Here is a 15,469-nt window from a genome sequence, read left to right on the forward strand (position 1 = left end):
AGAAATTTCTGACGGCTGGCTAACCGACAACTACACCTGCGCAAGGTCACTATTTACCGGCCTCTGCCGCTTCCGCAAGACGTCGGGGATGCGATCGCCGCCTACCTCGCGTGCCGCCCTTCGACATGCCGGAGCGATCACGTGTTCCTCCGCAATATCGCGCCGTTCCGGCCGTTCCGGTCCGGTGACGGCGTCTCGTCGGTGGTGAGACGCCTCATGCAGCGGGCCGGCATTGTGGCGCCGGTCAAGGGAGCGCACGTCCTGCGGCACACGGCGGCGACCGAGATGCTGCGCCATGGCGTTCCGCTCGAGAAGATCGGGTTGGTCCTGCGGCACAGAGGCATCGACACGACGGCCCATTATGCCAAGGTCGCGTATCTGCTCAAGCAGCATGCAGCGACCGCCGCACGAGCACATCCCGGCCTCAGCAAGAAACGCATCTCGCCTCACGTGCTCAGGCACACATGCGCGATGATCATCCTCCAGGCAACTCAGGACATCCGCAAAGTGTCGCTGTGGCTGGGACACGCCACTCTGACGACCACCGAGATCTACACGCGTGGGGATCCGACAGAGAAGATCGACGCAATGGAATCGATTGTTCCACCGCATCTGCGGCGCGGCGCATTCCAACCGTCCGACAGGCTGATCGCGCTCCTCAAGCCCCCTTCGTAATGGTGAGCCGGGATGGCGGCGGCGGACACAGGAATACGATCACGTCGCCGCCAGCTCCCCATTACCGGATCTGCCCATAATGCAGGTAATGGGCATCGCCCATTACCTGCAAGAATCGGCATTGCCCGAAGTGTCAGGGACCGGCCGCCCGCGACTGGATGGCGGCGCGCGCCGAGGATCTGCTGCCCGTGGAATACTTCCACGTCGTCTTCACTCTGCCGGTCGAGATCGCGCAGATCGCCTATTGGAACAAGAAGGCTGTCTACGGGCTGCTGTTCAAGGCATCGGCCGAGACAGTGATGACCATTGCCGCCGACCCCAAGCGCCTCGGCGCCCGGGTCGGCATGACCAGCGTGCTCCATACCTGGGGTTCGGCACTGACCCACCATCCCCACATCCACATGATCGTTCCAGGCGGCGGCCTGTCGCCCGACGGCACGAGGTGGGTCGCCTGCCACCCCGGGTTCTTCCTGCATGTGCGGGTGCTATCGCGGCTGTTTCGACGCCTGTTTCTGGAAGGGCTGATGGATCTGCACCGGGCCGGTCAGTTGGCTTTCTTCGGCGCATTGGTCAAGCTGGCCCACGCGGAGACCTTCACGTCATGGCTCGCCCCGTTTCGCAAATCCGAATGGGTCGTCTATGCCAAACCGCCCTTCGGCGGACCCGAGGCCGTGCTCGCCTATCTCAGGCGCTATACCCACCGGGTGGCGATCTCGAACAATCGCCTGGTCAGTGCCGACGCCGATACCGTGACCTTCCGCTGGAAGGATTATCGCATCAAATCCGGCGACCGCCAAAAGGTCATGCGGCTGGCCGCGCCGGAGTTCATCCGCCGCTTCCTGATCCACGTCCTGCCGGACGGCTTCCACCGCATCCGGCATTACGGGCTGCTCTCCAGCGCCGCCCGCAAGGCCAACATCACCAAGATCCGCGCCTTGCTCTGCGTCCAGCGGCCTGAACAGGTTGCTGGGCCGGAGCCACAGACCGAGATCACCCCGCTCACCCTGCGCGAGCCATGCCCATGCTGCGGCGGACCCATGCGCATCATCGAGATCTTCCGGCGCGGGCAGAAACCGATAGCGCGCGCGCCACCCAAGGAGCAGGCCGCATGACATATCGCCCGTCATCCGACACGAAGCAGCACCGGCTACAATCCGCAGATCCGGTCCGAACAGCGTGTGCGCCCCCGTTTCCAGCGCGGCCAAAGGCGGCAGCAACTCCGAAACGCACAGCCCTGTCGGGATCATCGGCCGGGTTCGCGACCGTATCAGGCACCTGGCTCGCCATCAGCCGCACCCCGGATGCAGCCGCCGCCCCGACCGCCCGCGCACTTTCCCCATAGGATGATCCAAGACCCCCGCGGCTTCCTCCTTCCGAGGTTTGTCAACGCGGGCCGCCACCCCCCGGCCGCCCACGTCACGCCGCGGCCCGCATCGAAAAACCTTCAGGGGAGCGGAAGTTCGCTGCTGCCGCGAACGGGCCCTGTTGATACCCGCAAAGCGGACATTGGAAGACCGCTCAGACCTTTTCTCATAAGAGGGTCATTTGCGCCTCCTTGGATGCCCCTTGCCGCGTTGTCATCGGCGACAGCCCCAGCTACAATGGTGCAAGCCGAGGTAAGAGATAAACATGCAAATCATAATCGGGGTGTTCATAAGCTTCGCGGCAGCTCTGCTGTTTTTTCTGGTCGAGCCGATGCTGTTGGGGCTCAGCGAAGCTTGGAGATTGGGTGCTGCGGCAATCGTTTTCGTTGTCGTTATAGGCATTACTTTTTACCTGCACTGGCGCTCGTCCGGAAGCTCAAACGAGCCACGCTCTATCGCCATGCGAAACAAGTCGAAAAAAGATCTCGATATCGAAATGAAGAATGTAAAGGCAAAAGACGGATCTGGGAATATTGCCTCGGACAATGAATCCGGCGGCAACACGAAGATCAAGATTTCCGATAGCGATCTTTGACAAAATGAGTCACGCGCATTTTCGCCTTGATTGGCTGAGAGAAGAAAAGAAACTCAACCCGTTTTTCGGCGGAAGGCCAGGTGTGGTTCGGATCGACTTCGTTTCGGATGATGCGGCGGAGGATAAATTCAATCATTTCATAAAGGAGAAGTTCCAAAACAAAACCGGCAACGGTCAATGGTTGTCGCTTCGGTTGGACGATGCGTGGAGCACAACTTTTCCTGGATACGACCAGATTGTAGCAATCGCAAAAAAACTTGAAGAAGCGAATTTTGAGATTGACTGGTCGCAAGTGCAGAACGGTTCAGGCGATACAGCGTCTCGAAATCAAGCTGGCCGCGATAACATTATCAATATTGAGAATTCATATTTTGTAAATGGTGTGGATGGCTCGCCAACGGGCATTAAGAAGCTCCTACTCCTCGTCTGCGAGGCCATGGCGAAGTTTGTCGGGAGCGGTGGCCACTTCATGTTGATCATAAATGACATGCAGCGCCACAACCAAGGCAAGTTCTGGGAGATGATTTGGAACGCGGGGCTGCGGGACGCCGTAGGAGACCAAATATCTCTCGTATACTTTGTCGGGCCAAAGTGTGGGCGCGAACCGCATGGTGACGCACCTGCGCCGGAAGTTCAGTTTACGCTTCCTCACAGCATTGAAACTGACGATGCAAGACAGGACGAAGTCTACGACGACATTATTGAGATATTAAAATCTCATGCGGGATATTCCGACGACGAAGCAAGCAAAACTGCGGGTGGGCTTGTCGCAAGTAATTGCGATTCTGTATTGAGACTGCATATGGGCCTTTCCAAGACGATCATGTTCAACAACTTGAAGAGATGATTGATTGTGAGCTTGCTTGACGACTTCCTTGAAGGTGCACCAGACGGCGTTGGGCCAACGCTGGCCGCGTTGGCGTGTGCAGAGAGCCTAACGGATGATGTCGCGCGCGCGATTTTCAAAACGGTGCCAGTGCCTGGATTGGATGCAGAGCAGTTTCTGTCCGCTTTCAAATATTCTGGCCTGACGGAGCCGCGGAACAGCGAATGGAATCTCAATCACGAACTGCGGGATGAACTCGTTCGTTCGGATTTCTTGCCTTCGGAATCAAAGCAATCAGTTCACGGCTATCTGGTTGAGTTGGGGCAGAAAGCTGATGCCGGCGAGACGGCGGGCAGAACTGTTCCGACTTACTTGTTCTCCGAGGCTGGCATTGCCTACCATCTGGCCGGGGCCGGAGATACTGAGGCCGCCTTGGAGCATTACAGCCGCGCATCCCTTGGACCGTTCAATGGGGCGCAATGGCTCGGCGCGAAGTTTGTCGAGGAACAGGAAGAAACTGGCGTCATGCCAGAAGGGCAGATCGAAACGACCTTCCTGCGCGCTTGGGTAATGCTGCGGCAAGGTCGCAAGAAAGAGGCGATGCCTCTTTTCGCGAAGATCGCGGAAACCGATGAGCCAAAACGCGAAGTCGCGATTTCCCTACACTTGATTGGCAACGATCGCCCTCCACGGCGCTCGGACCAAGCAGAGGCCGAACTTCTGCGCAGCATCGAGATCGACGACAGCCTCGGCAACCGCTTCGGTGTCGCCCAGACCCTTCACAGCCTCGCCAACCTCCTGAGCAAGCAGGACGGGCGCTGGGAGGACGCGGAGAAAGCCTATCGTGAGAGCATCGAGATCGGCGAGAGCGTCGACAACCGCTTCCATGTTGCCCAGACCCTTCACAGCCTCGCCAACCTCCTGAGCAAGCAAGACGGGCGCTGGGACGAGGCGGAGAAGGCCTATCGTGAGAGCATCGAGATCGACGACAGCCTCGGCAACCGCTTCGGTGTCGCCCAGACCCTTCACAGCCTCGCCAACCTCCTGAGCAAGCAGGACGGGCGCTGGGACGAGGCGGAGAAGGCCTATCGTGAGAGCATCGAGATACTCGACAGCCTCGGCAACCGCTTCGGTGTCGCCCAGACCCTTCACAGCCTCGCCAACCTCCTGAGCAAGCAAGACGGGCGCTGGGACGAGGCGGAGAAGGCCTATCGTGAGAGCATCGAGATCGGTGAGAAGATCCACAGGGACAATCATGTAGCTCAAACTCTTCGCAGCTACGCGCTGCACATTGAGCGACGCGATCCCAAACAGGCGCTGGACCTGCTGACGCGTTCGCTCGAAATCAACGAGCGGCGCGTCAACCGCAGGTTCGCCAATCTTGTCAGGCAGACAATCGGCCAGGTTCGAAAGAGGAACGGGCTTTAATGCTCACCCATCTTTGGTGCGTTGACCCGGGATTGTTGAGAGCTTTGACGCAAGGCTCCGAGGCCGCCCCCGGTTGATATTTCTACATCTGCGACTTTGCTACTCGGCAGGGCGTGGCGGCGACCACAAAGAGTTGCAAGGGGACTTGGACTGATGCGTTCACGTGAGGGGTTGTTGCGGAAACGCTATTGCCGGGTGGGAAAATCAACGAGGTGGGCCACGACATAGTATTGCACCCGCAGCGAACGGCTGGTTTGATGGGACGCACTGCAGCATGTGACGCCCCATGCGGATGGCGACTTTGGGCCGACCTAGACGAGATGGCGAAAGTTGACCGCCCCTCAGGCACGGCTGTCAAGGACTCAATCCTGCGCTCTCGGCCCAACGATGCGCGTTGGCAAATCCCTATCTCCAAATTGTCCACGCTTGTGCGCCCTAACCCGTACAACTTTGCCGTTCGAATACCGTCTTTCATGTTCGGCCACCCAGTGCTCCGTCGGCGTGGCTCGGCTTACAGTCTGCGCCCCCTCAAAACGAAGCCTCGCTTTTTGCTCAATCATGTGTCGATCAGCAGCCGGTCCAATTCGAATGGTGACGTGAGACTTTAGCGTTTCGGTCATCCAAGACTTGCCAAATTTCCGTGCTGTTTTGGCCTGAGCGGTCGAGAGGCTTGGAACCACTTGTGAAAGCAGATCGTCTTCACGTGCAGCAAGAGCTGCAAAAAGCATAAAACCTATCACCATCTCGTAGGTAAGGTGACCTTTATGCTCCTCGAAATGGTCTCTCGCCGATTTTTCACTATCCAACAATCCAAGCCGCATGAGTCCGGCAATTACGGTCCTTTGAAGTTGCCAACTAATGTTATCAAAGTCGGGGCGACCATCTTGTGATTTCGATATCTCCAGAACGAAGGGCGCATCAAAGAACATTGCTTCAGTCACGGCAGAGAAAAGACGCACGGTCAACTTTTCAGGTGACCGATTATCAAAAAGGAACCCTCGCTGGTGCCGGTTGTTCAACTCTTCTTCGCTCTGTGTCGTTATTCCTCGCGCGACGCGATCCTCCCACAGTTTTCGGTCGTCGTACTCGATCCAAATAAGGTCACGCGGAAAGTCGACATCACGGACATAGCTTTGAATGTCGGATTCTGCCCTTTTCTCCTCTGGCATTCCCTGAACGTCCATTCTGAGGGAATCGAGGTAATTTGCGGCATTGTGGTCAAGCAAATAGATTCTGGCCGAAGCGAGATCGCTAAGAACGCTTTGCCAGTGTTGGCGTATTTCCTCAGATAAGACCAACTGCCCATCAGGGCCGGGCATGTTCCCCGGCTGCTCGTTGTCGAGATAGTGACCGAACTTTAAGGCGATTGTCTTATAAAGGATCATTGCATTTGCTCAAAACTAGGAGGCTACTGTGAGTTGGATCGACTAGGTGTCATACGACCTCCTGTGCCAGGTATTTGAAGGCAAATGGCCGTGCTTTAGTATTCTATTCTCCACTGCATTTGATCTCGGGTGCAACCGGAAAACCACCGATGCAGGCAGCTCAAAGACCTGCTGATTTTGCTTTCCTGAAAGTTGGCCCGGTCTTCATATCCTCGACCGTCGCCCGCTTGCGCCACTTCGCCACGGTCTTCGGATTGATACCGAGTTCCCGGCTCAGCTGCGCGAGCGAAGCTTGCGATCGCTGTATTGCTGCTCTGACGGCGTGCGTGGTCGTGGCGCTCCCATGACGAATTTGTCCCATAGTGCGTCCTTCCATTCCTGAGAAAGGATCGCACCATCAAACCGTGGGATCAAACACCTAGAAAGCTCGAAGTTCATCCCGGCGGTAAGCGCGGCATCTCGACAGGCTGGTTGCCCTCGATTGTGACGAACCGCCGGCTGCCATCGAAAAGCGGATCGAAGCGGGGCTGGTCATAGCCGGTAAAGTCCCGCTCGGATATCGGGCGCTTGCCATCTTCGGGCAGGCTGAGCAGGACGCCGGTTCGGGGTTCCAAGAAAACGCGTTTCGCGCGGCTCTCGCGACCCTCCGGGTTGGAATTGTGCCGATTGACCCTAAGCCAGAAGCTGCGAAGCGGGATCTGGCCGCCCCTGGTTCCCCCGCGCACTGTCCACGATCCATCCACCAGCACAAGACCAATTCCAGAACCTACGATCTCGCCATTCTGGGCCTCACGAATGGGCGTGACCACGCTGGTCATCTCGAGGCCATTCCGGGCGAGCGCCAGCACGCCACCGGCTTGGGCGATGATGTCCGCGCGGGCCGCGCGGTGCGCCAGCAGGGCTTCGGAGGGTTCGGAGGGTTGGGCGCCCTGCATGGCGATCGGAACCGCCTGTCCCGCGGTCAGCAGCGTGAACGCAACAAGATCCGCCGTGCGAAGCGGTGCCAGTTCGGGCCGCCGCAGGTCGGCGGCCGTCAGGACGTACACGGCAGCCTCGGTCAGGACGCCGCGGTCGAGATCGAAGACGAGCTGTCCTGTCAGGTCGATCTCGCTGTCCAGCCCCAAAAGGTTGTGGGTGACATGCAGCGGACGGATTTGAGAATATAGCCCCAAGGGATCGAGGAGCTTTTCGGGCGGGCCGGATACAAACGTCCCGCTGCGCTCGATGTGGGCAAGTGCCGCAATCTTGACGTTCATACCATGGGGGGGGATTTCTCCGGCCGGGTGGACTAGGACAACAGCCGGATCGTCCAACGCGTCGAAGACAACCGGACCTGCTGTGTAGACGGAATTCGGCGGATCAACCCGATCGAGGCCGTCGTCGCGGACCATCCAGAACGTTCCGTCAAAAGCGGCAATCGCCGAGCTCATGTGCATACTGGCCGCCAGATGGCTTGGAATGGCCAGTGCTGCCCCTGTGCTTGCTAGGTTGCGGATCACCTGGGGATCAATCTGATTGCCCTCGATCCTCAGGTCGCCGAAGACCGACGCCGTCTCGACCGTCACGCCGGGCATCGCGTCCAGAACGGTCCCCCGCAGCGCATCAACGCGAACGCTGTCGGCGAGCGAGAAATAGGGCAGGGAAATGGTAACCCCGTCGGCCCGCGACCGCACCAGCCGCCAGACAAGATGGACATTCCGTACATCTTCGGGGCGTAGATCGCTTGGCACGACGATCAGCAACTGCTCGGTGCGCGCGAAATCGATCTCGAACGGAGCGGCGGGGGGTAACGGCGCCTTGGTGGCTTGGGTCGCGGCCAGGTCTGGCGCCGGGGGGGAAAAATCGTCGGCCCGGGGGAGGGGCGCCTGCGGCTGGTCGGGCGCAGGCATCGGCGGTGACACATTTCGTTGCGGACCGGCCGCTGCGGGCCAGACCGGGGCGAGGCCGAAGTTGGTCGCCGCGTAAAACCGCATGTCCCGGCGCGCCATGAGCGGCGCGAGGTTGCTGTCGCCCTGGCTGACGGCCATAAACATCACTGCGCTGCCCGGTGCGTCGGCCTGCCCTGTGATCTGGGGCCCATCCACCAGCGCGGTCGGTCCGGCGTCAAGACCGGTCAGCCTCAGAACCTGGGCCAGTTGGCCGGGATCGGCGCGCATTGCGAAAAGACCTAGTGACAGGGCCCCGTCGGCGGGTAGGTCGGTGTCCGCGATCAGGGTTGTCTGCGATGCGGACAGCTCCACAATCGGCAAAGCGTCGGGTCGCATCGGCGCTAAATCGCGCGGCGCCATTATGGTGCCGCCGGGCCCGGTCAGTCGCACCGCCGCCAGCCCGTCGGGTGTAGGCCGAAAGGCAAAGTAGGGCTCGTCGAACATGAAAGCGAGATTGGGATTGGCCAGAAACGACGCGGGCAGAACCGCGACCATGTCGTCGTCGCGCAGCATCTGCGTGATGTTCCCGTTCGACAGGCTGACATAGGTGTCAAAGCCGATGCCAAGATATCCAAGGTCGCGCTGGAAGATGTCGATGTTCTGACCGTTGTCGGGAATGTAGGCACGACCGAAGGATGCGCGCGGTGTGCCGGTGGCGATGAAAACAGGTGACGTTTCAGCGGTGGTCATGTCGATTTGCGACCATCCTAGACTTGGCGGCAGTGCTACTAGTAACGCCAAGACCATCTGTTTCGCTTTTCGCTCCATCTTAATTTCGCTCCCACAGCGGCCACTCTTGGGTAAACTTATGATGATCGGAGCGACGATGGATAGTGTGTACGGCCAAAATCGATCAGCAGCGTCTGATTGGGCGGCCATTCGTCAGCATGGGAATAGACGTTTGCTGCGTCCTGCTCGCTCGACGCAAACCCCGTGCCAAAACCTAATTGTCGAAAACGGTTGCTTCTGTCTCTCCGAACCCGATGTTGCAACGTCAGCAGGTTAGCCCAGACAGAACCCCACGGCAAAACCTTTCAGGTTTGGGACTTTTGTGGCTAATTGCGGAAGCGGCCGTTCGCTGCACCCGGACGAATTGGTCGGGAGGGCTCTTCACGTCGATCTGCCGGTCCTGGTGGCGGTGACGGTCTGTGTCAGCCTCCGATCCGCGCACTCGGCGGGAAGCGGTCGTTCGAGGGTGTCAAACCCTTCGTCGGGCAGGGAGGAAGCTGCCATTCCTTCGCAACGCTGAAGCCCGGCCCATCGCTGTCGAATTGAGCCGCGCTCCGCCGCAAGTTAGCAATGAGGTGGCATCACTGCTTCAAGCTGATCTTGACCATCAGTTCCACGTGACGGCAGCCATGACATGCGGTGCGAGGGCTCCATCGTCCCAGCCGCGCCCCGTTGCCCGTTGGCACGTTGTAGGGCACGATAACGATCATGACGAATGCGGGAGATAGAGAGAAGACACAGCCCGTCCCCGACTCGGGGTGCACGAAAAGTGATGTTGAGCATCTCTTCGGCAAATGCATTCTGCGGTTTCAGGCGTTTGAGTTGTTGATGAAAGCCATAGTGGCACAGCATCGTGTTTCCGGCTCCAACGCCCAGCCCAAGGATGCCCTGACCCGACAAGTCGACGACACGCAGCGCAAGACCATGGGCCTTTTGGTGGGCGACATGATGACGTCTTTTCTTGTGCCAGAAGGACAGGAGGGCCTGTCAGACGAGACAGTTGAGCTATCCGGCTCCAGCTTCACCATCCTTCAGCAAATTGTGCTCCCGCCAGATGAATTCGCTCGGATCGAAGCTGAACATCGCGACCTCGTGGCGCTCCGAAACTCCCTAGTTCACCATTTCCTCGAAGAGCATGATCTGCGTTCCGAGGCGGGCTGCCACGGCGCGCGCCAAGCCCTCGTGGCGGCACTTGATCGCGTCACCCGCGCCTACAACGACCTTTCCGGACTTGCCTTGGAAAACGCCGCTGCCCGTAAGGCAATGGCCGAATTACTTGCAACACCCGTAATGCGCGACTGGATCGTCTCCGGCCAGCCACCCTGGCCGCACACAACCATCGTGCAAGCCTTACACAACGCTTCTACAGCTCTGGCAGCGTGTGACTGGACCTCGGTCGATGCGGCCGCGGAATGGATCGCAGCCCATTACCCCGACGAAAGCCCCAAGGATTACGGATGTCGCACCTGGCGACAGGTCATCCATGACTCCGGTCTGTTCGAGCTTCAGCGTCGTGAGGCAGATGGCCGCCGTCATGCATGGTATCGCCCTAGCGTCCAGAAACCAGTGCCGAACTAAAGCGGTAGGTTGATCGCGCAATCAAAGCGGAACCGCGCAAGGTCGGCAAAGGGCCGAGTGCGCTTAGACTAAACCGCCCGCGCGACTGTAGCGGTCGCTGGCACCAGGAGAGGCCAATATCGTGGATACCTCTTCTGTTGTTGGTCACCGGGCAGAGGAAATAACTCCGGCGCTCTGCACGGGGGTTCCCCCATACCCTTTCGGCCAGCACCACTGCATGTCGACAACATAGCTAACCGCCGCGCAGTCGCTGGACGCCAAGCACTGGCGCTCACATTCATCCAGTGAAATATCTCGGATGCCATTGGCTAGGAGATCTGCGCCCTGGATGTCCCATCCACTCTCACGCGTCATGCGGGACGTAGGCGCCGGCGCCGGTGGCGGGGGTGCGCTTCGAAAGAACCGGCGCATACAGCCATCGACCATGTCCCGGATCTTGGGATCCACGACCTCTCCGGCGAAGCCATAGAAGATGCTCTCATCCATGTTGTATACTTTGCCGCCGATCGCCGACGCGCCAGCGATCTCGGCCGCGACCTGTGGCGTGATATTGAAAGCCACGATCGTTTGACCACTCCCGTGCTCAATATAGCCGAAGTCATGGACCGTGTGATCGTAGTTCCCGGCATGCACCATGAAGGGGCCTGCAAAGGGCGTGGGCGGCTCTTGGAGGAAAGCGATACCGTAAGGCCCCTCGTCGCCGCAGCTAATTACGATCTTGTTCTGCCCGACAAGTGCATCCTGCTCGACGCGAAGCGAGATATCGCCCTCGTGGTTCACATACTCGACGGACTGTCCCCTCACGCCCTGCGACACCACACCGAGACCCGCGAGGCGCTGATGATCGACCCAGACCATGCTGTCGCCGCGGGCGGAGACGATGTTCGCAAGGAAATCGGTCTTTACCCCGCGGCTCACCAAGTAAGAGAGAATGATCGAGGTTAGCTCCTGGCCCATCGCCAACGCGTCTTGGCCTGTCAATTCGCTCTGCGTGTAGAACTGGTGAACGCCGAGCCCGGCGCCTTCCTCGATGAACCGAAAGTCGGCGCCGATGTAGGCGTAGACGCAGGCGCTTGCGCAGATCGGCGAGCTGCTGCCGGCGATGCGCGACGTGGTATCCTCCGTCCGCGCGGCGATTACCTGACCGACTCGGATCCCCTCCATCAGAGAGCCACCAGGGCTGTCGAACTCGAAGGCGATATCGGTCAGGGGCCGGCCCTCGTATTGCCGAAGCTCGTCCTCAAGGGCGGCAGCATCACCCTGAACGATCTCGCCGGACATCATGATCGTAAGGATGGGAGGCATGAACTGCGTGCCCTCCTTGTAGCTGCTCGTAATTTCCATCGCTGAAGCGACTAGCGGTCCGCAGAAGGCTCCGACAAAGAATGTGGCCAAGGCCAAGCAATGTGACACGCAGTGCCTCCGGGCAGCAGGTGAGGAAAAGGTTCATGCACGTTAGCGTTGCGCGTCGTCGGCGAGCAACGTGCTTGGAGTGAGATTCATAAACATTGCGAGAATTCTTGCGTCGGAGAAACCTCGAGATCCAGCAGCAAGTTGCTGTCTGGCAGTAACGGTTTCACGGGGGAGCCATCCACTACTATGGCATGCAAGTGCGAAGGAGGCATCGAAAGTATTCTGCGCCCAGCACCAACGTCTGGTCTGGGGAAGCTGCATCGCAGCCCGTGAGGGGGCGACCGTCAGCTTAGGGCCGGACTTACCAAGCCAATCTTGCTGCGGATGCGAAGCGGGGACTTCAACGGCATGGTCACATTGGGCTCTTCACGTTATTACCAAGATCACGACAATCCCCGGAACGATCCCCAGAAACTGTGGGTAAGTCGGTCAGAAAAGAGGGCCGCCCGAGGGCGGCCCAGTTGAACCTTCGTCGCAGAAGGATCTGTTGTCAGGGGCGGGTATCGAGCGGCCTCGCCCGGGTCAATCTCATTGCCAGACGGCCCGCGCGGCGGCCGGCGCCGGGCTGCGCAGCAGCTCCCGGCGCTTCGCCTGCGCGGCTTTTTCGGCTGCCGCCGCCTTCCGTTCGGCCTCGCGCTGCTTTGCGAAGGGGTGTCCGTTCAGCGCATGGAACACGGGCGCGGCCGGGGTGAAGGCCTGATCGAAGCTTTCCAGCGACAGGCTGTTGCCGTGGATGACGCGTCCGGCCACGCCGCGCGCGGCGATCTGGACATAGGCCATGTGGAAGGTCGCGCGGGACAGCTCGACGGCCTCCACCCAGACATGGCGGGCCGGGTCGAAGCCTTGGTCCTCGATCACATCGGCCACGGCAAGCACCATGCCGCCGGCGCCTGCGGCGGGCTCCGAGATGGTGATGAAGCCTTGCGACTCGATCCGGGGCGCCACCTCGCCAAGGGTCATGATCGCCATCATGCGGCTGACCTCGTAGGGGGTGAAGAACTGGCCCATGCGGGCATCGAGCGCGCCGATCCCGGCCGCGACCTGGCCGAAGAAATCGACGCCTCCGGCGGCGATGGTCTGCACGGCCAGGCCCATCATTTCGGGCATCCGGCGCACATCGTCCTTCTTCGGGAACGTGGCAACGCAGGTCATGTAGTCAGCTTCCAGCCTGTCGCACTGGTCGGGAAAGGGCGATGCGCGCTTTGCCAGGGCGCACCAGGCCATTTCGCAGAAGATGCGGAAGATCTCGGTGCGCGTCTTCGAGCGGTCGAAGCTGTCGAGCGCGCGCAGAAATGCGGTCACGGCAGGATGGGCCATGTCAAGATCCTCGGGGCAATGGGGCAGGGGGCCGCGCCCGCGGGCGCGGCCACGCGGGTCAGATGCGGGTCCAGTCGCGCGACATGACGCGGGCGATCCGGCAGTCCTTCCCGGTCTCGATGCAGGTGAAGAAGGTGGTCGCGCGGTTCGCGCCGGCGAAGCGTTCCTTGTTGACGCGGAAGGTCTGGCCCTCGGTGCCATCGCTGAACCGCAGCGGCTCGGCAAAGCGGATCACGTCGCCGGGCTTCAGACGGCGGCCGGCGCGGGCCGCGTGGTCGCGGCAGCGCTGCCGCCAGTCCCGCGCATGGTCGTTGGTCGTGGGCGACAGCAGGTCCAGCAGCTTCGCCGGGGCTTCGCTCTCGACCGGCCCGGCGGTTTCGTCCATGTCCTTGTAGCCCCATCCGCCCCCTTCGCGGCGCGTCAGGAACACGGCGGCGAAGGTATAACCGCCGGTGGCGTCGGTCTGGAAACTGCCGCTGGCATCGGTGCCGCTGATGAGCCGCCCGGAGGCCGGTTCGCTGCGCACGGCGGCATACCAGACCGAGCCCTTGCGGCTGATGAGGACGGGGAAGCCCCGTCCTCTCTCGTTGTCCCAGGTGCAGAGGCGGGCGATCTCGTCGCGGATGCAGGCGGGGGTGTGGTTATGGATCAGCCAGCCCATGTCACGCCCTCCGCTTTTCGATTGCGGCGCGGATCTGTTCGCGCAGATAGCTCAGCGGGTGCGTGTCGGCATCGTCGGCACGGGCACCCGCGGCGTCCTGATCTGGGATCTCATCGAGGATGCGCTGCGCCAGCAGGTCCACCAGATCGGGCAGGCGGGTATTGGCATAGGCGTGGGACAGGTCGCGGTATTCGACCAGCTCGCCGGTCAGCTCCACGATCCGGGCGAGGGATTCGCCGATATCGTCCGACAGCGCGTCATGGACGATCTGCCATTCCTGTGCCTCCCGATGAAACCCATAGACCGACCAGAACGCATGTTCGCCGGGGTCGCAGACCTCGATGCTGCCGCCCATGTCGCGGACGGGCGAGACGCGGAACCCGGTGAAATCAAGAATGATCGTGCCGGACGGCAACCCGTTCCAGTCATGCGCCAGCGCGGCGTCATCAAGGCGCTGGCCCGCCGCCAGATACTGAACGGCACTGACCCATTTGGCTTTCACCTGCGCCTTCTCGCGCAGTTCGAGGCGCGACGCGGTCGGGCGGTCTCGATCAGCAATCTGGGGCATCAGCCGTAAGCTGCGCGATAGTTTCTGACGGGTCTGGCACTGCGGCGCGCGACGACGTGGATCGCTACCCGGGATCACGAACGGCATCCTTGTTCCTCATGAGAGATCCCTCATGCCGGATGTGGCGAATTTTCCATGCGAAGCCCCTGGGGATGTTGCTTACGGGATCCTTTCCAGCGTCGCTATCTTGGGTCGGACGGTCCATCTTCTCGATCGAGAATGCGCAATTCGCTTTCGGGGAATTGTGCGGCCAGCAACGCCAGCGCCTCGTCCGAGTGCAACTCGGGGAAGGCCTGACCGTCGACCCGGAACGCGGCATGCTGCCCGGGCGCGAACGACGTCATGTATTCGTCGAGATCGTTCATGGTCCTGTTGCTGATCCTGCCGATCGCACGTTCGATGATCATGGCTCGGCCTGCTGACAATATCCTGTGTTGCTGAAAATCCCTCAAGCCCGCTCAGCGTTGGCAACCGACGCAGCGCGTGAACGCGGGATCGAGGACGAGGCGGCGGAACGGGATCGGTTCGCCGCATTCCTCGCAATAGCCGAACTCGCCCGCTTCGGCGCGGGCCAGCGCGGCAGTGATGGCCCGAGCGCGTGCATGCCGGCGCAGATCGACAGCCCTGGCCATCGCCAGATTCTGCAGCGCATCCATACGCGAAAGCCGACCGACGCTTTGCTGATCCAGTTCGACCGGCTTGCGGGACTCGGCCGTCTCGCCCGAGTCCTTCTGAAGCTGCACGAGTTCCAGTTTCAGAAGCGGCGCGAAATAGGTCGCCATCTCGTCAGGTTCCACCTGCGTCTCCGTGTCTCTGTCGGCCCGTCGATCTGATATGCAGATGCCAGGGTGCTCCGGCACCTGCGGTTGCTGCGCGTGGTCCTAGCGATAGAGCAGCACAGGCATCTTCACGGATTGCACCATCGCCGTTGTCGTCGAACCGATAATCAGGCTGCGGATACGAGAGTGGCCATAGGCGCCCATCACCAAGAGGCCGAAGCCC

14 protein-coding genes and 2 pseudogenes are annotated in these 15,469 nt (G+C 60.5%); 6 read left to right on the forward strand and 10 right to left on the reverse strand.

Features of this window, described 5'->3' with window-relative positions; genetic code table 11:
- Positions 1 to 63 precede the first annotated feature (63 nt).
- The 5 genes and pseudogenes from L1965_RS14185 (at position 64) to L1965_RS14205 (ending at position 4,888) form a co-directional block, all read left to right on the forward strand.
- Positions 64 to 675 carry a tyrosine-type recombinase/integrase gene (locus L1965_RS14185; RefSeq protein WP_241865542.1) on the forward strand — a complete coding sequence of 204 codons (612 nt, stop codon included), beginning with the start codon at positions 64 to 66 and terminating at the stop codon, positions 673 to 675.
- A gap of 104 nt (positions 676 to 779) precedes the next feature.
- Positions 780 to 1,787: pseudogene (locus L1965_RS14190) on the forward strand (IS91 family transposase); the annotation flags it as partial.
- Positions 1,788 to 2,304: 517 nt separating this feature from the next.
- Positions 2,305 to 2,634, forward strand: a complete 330-nt coding sequence (locus L1965_RS14195; protein ID WP_235757098.1) for a hypothetical protein — start codon at positions 2,305 to 2,307, stop codon at positions 2,632 to 2,634.
- A 4-nt stretch (positions 2,635 to 2,638) separates the two neighbouring features.
- A complete protein-coding gene (locus L1965_RS14200; RefSeq protein WP_235757099.1) occupies positions 2,639 to 3,481 on the forward strand; it encodes a hypothetical protein in 843 nt (280 codons plus the stop codon).
- A 12-nt stretch (positions 3,482 to 3,493) separates the two neighbouring features.
- A complete protein-coding gene (locus L1965_RS14205; RefSeq protein WP_235757100.1) occupies positions 3,494 to 4,888 on the forward strand; it encodes a tetratricopeptide repeat protein in 1,395 nt (464 codons plus the stop codon).
- A 362-nt stretch (positions 4,889 to 5,250) separates the two neighbouring features.
- Here the strand turns inward: L1965_RS14205 and L1965_RS14210 are convergent, their stop codons facing one another.
- From L1965_RS14210 to L1965_RS14220, 3 genes and pseudogenes are all read right to left on the reverse strand, one after another.
- Complete coding sequence (locus L1965_RS14210) at positions 5,251 to 6,273, reverse strand: hypothetical protein (protein ID WP_235757101.1); 1,023 nt, start codon at positions 6,271 to 6,273, stop codon at positions 5,251 to 5,253.
- Positions 6,274 to 6,466: 193 nt separating this feature from the next.
- Positions 6,467 to 6,634, reverse strand: a pseudogene (locus L1965_RS14215) (helix-turn-helix domain-containing protein); the annotation flags it as partial.
- Between the two features lie 73 nt (positions 6,635 to 6,707).
- Positions 6,708 to 8,891, reverse strand: a complete 2,184-nt coding sequence (locus L1965_RS14220; RefSeq protein ID WP_235757102.1) for a hypothetical protein — start codon at positions 8,889 to 8,891, stop codon at positions 6,708 to 6,710.
- Positions 8,892 to 9,638: 747 nt separating this feature from the next.
- Here L1965_RS14220 and L1965_RS14225 point away from each other — a divergent pair.
- Positions 9,639 to 10,508, forward strand: coding sequence for an OST-HTH/LOTUS domain-containing protein (locus L1965_RS14225; protein WP_235757103.1), 870 nt, complete (start codon positions 9,639 to 9,641; stop codon positions 10,506 to 10,508).
- 144 nt (positions 10,509 to 10,652) lie between these two features.
- Here L1965_RS14225 and L1965_RS14230 read toward each other — a convergent pair whose 3' ends face one another.
- The 7 genes from L1965_RS14230 to L1965_RS14260 form a co-directional block, all read right to left on the reverse strand.
- Positions 10,653 to 11,813: a hypothetical protein gene (locus tag L1965_RS14230; RefSeq protein ID WP_235757104.1), complete on the reverse strand. Its 1,161-nt coding sequence runs from the start codon at positions 11,811 to 11,813 to the stop codon at positions 10,653 to 10,655.
- A gap of 636 nt (positions 11,814 to 12,449) precedes the next feature.
- Positions 12,450 to 13,238: an N-6 DNA methylase gene (locus L1965_RS14235; RefSeq protein WP_235757105.1), complete on the reverse strand. Its 789-nt coding sequence runs from the start codon at positions 13,236 to 13,238 to the stop codon at positions 12,450 to 12,452.
- Positions 13,239 to 13,296: 58 nt separating this feature from the next.
- Positions 13,297 to 13,899, reverse strand: a complete 603-nt coding sequence (locus L1965_RS14240) for a DUF6927 domain-containing protein (protein WP_235757106.1) — start codon at positions 13,897 to 13,899, stop codon at positions 13,297 to 13,299.
- A 1-nt stretch (position 13,900) separates the two neighbouring features.
- Positions 13,901 to 14,467: a hypothetical protein gene (locus tag L1965_RS14245; protein WP_235757107.1), complete on the reverse strand. Its 567-nt coding sequence runs from the start codon at positions 14,465 to 14,467 to the stop codon at positions 13,901 to 13,903.
- Between the two features lie 182 nt (positions 14,468 to 14,649).
- Complete coding sequence (locus tag L1965_RS14250; RefSeq protein WP_235757108.1) at positions 14,650 to 14,874, reverse strand: hypothetical protein; 225 nt, start codon at positions 14,872 to 14,874, stop codon at positions 14,650 to 14,652.
- 51 nt (positions 14,875 to 14,925) lie between these two features.
- On the reverse strand, positions 14,926 to 15,264 hold the full coding sequence (locus tag L1965_RS14255) for a TraR/DksA family transcriptional regulator (RefSeq protein WP_235757109.1): 339 nt from the start codon (positions 15,262 to 15,264) through the stop codon (positions 14,926 to 14,928).
- An 84-nt stretch (positions 15,265 to 15,348) separates the two neighbouring features.
- On the reverse strand, positions 15,349 to 15,469 hold a 121-nt coding region (locus L1965_RS14260; RefSeq protein ID WP_235757120.1), incomplete at its 5' end, for a universal stress protein.

The organism is Paracoccus salsus (assembly GCF_021556615.1).
Classification (GTDB): Bacteria; Pseudomonadota; Alphaproteobacteria; order Rhodobacterales; family Rhodobacteraceae; genus Paracoccus; species Paracoccus salsus.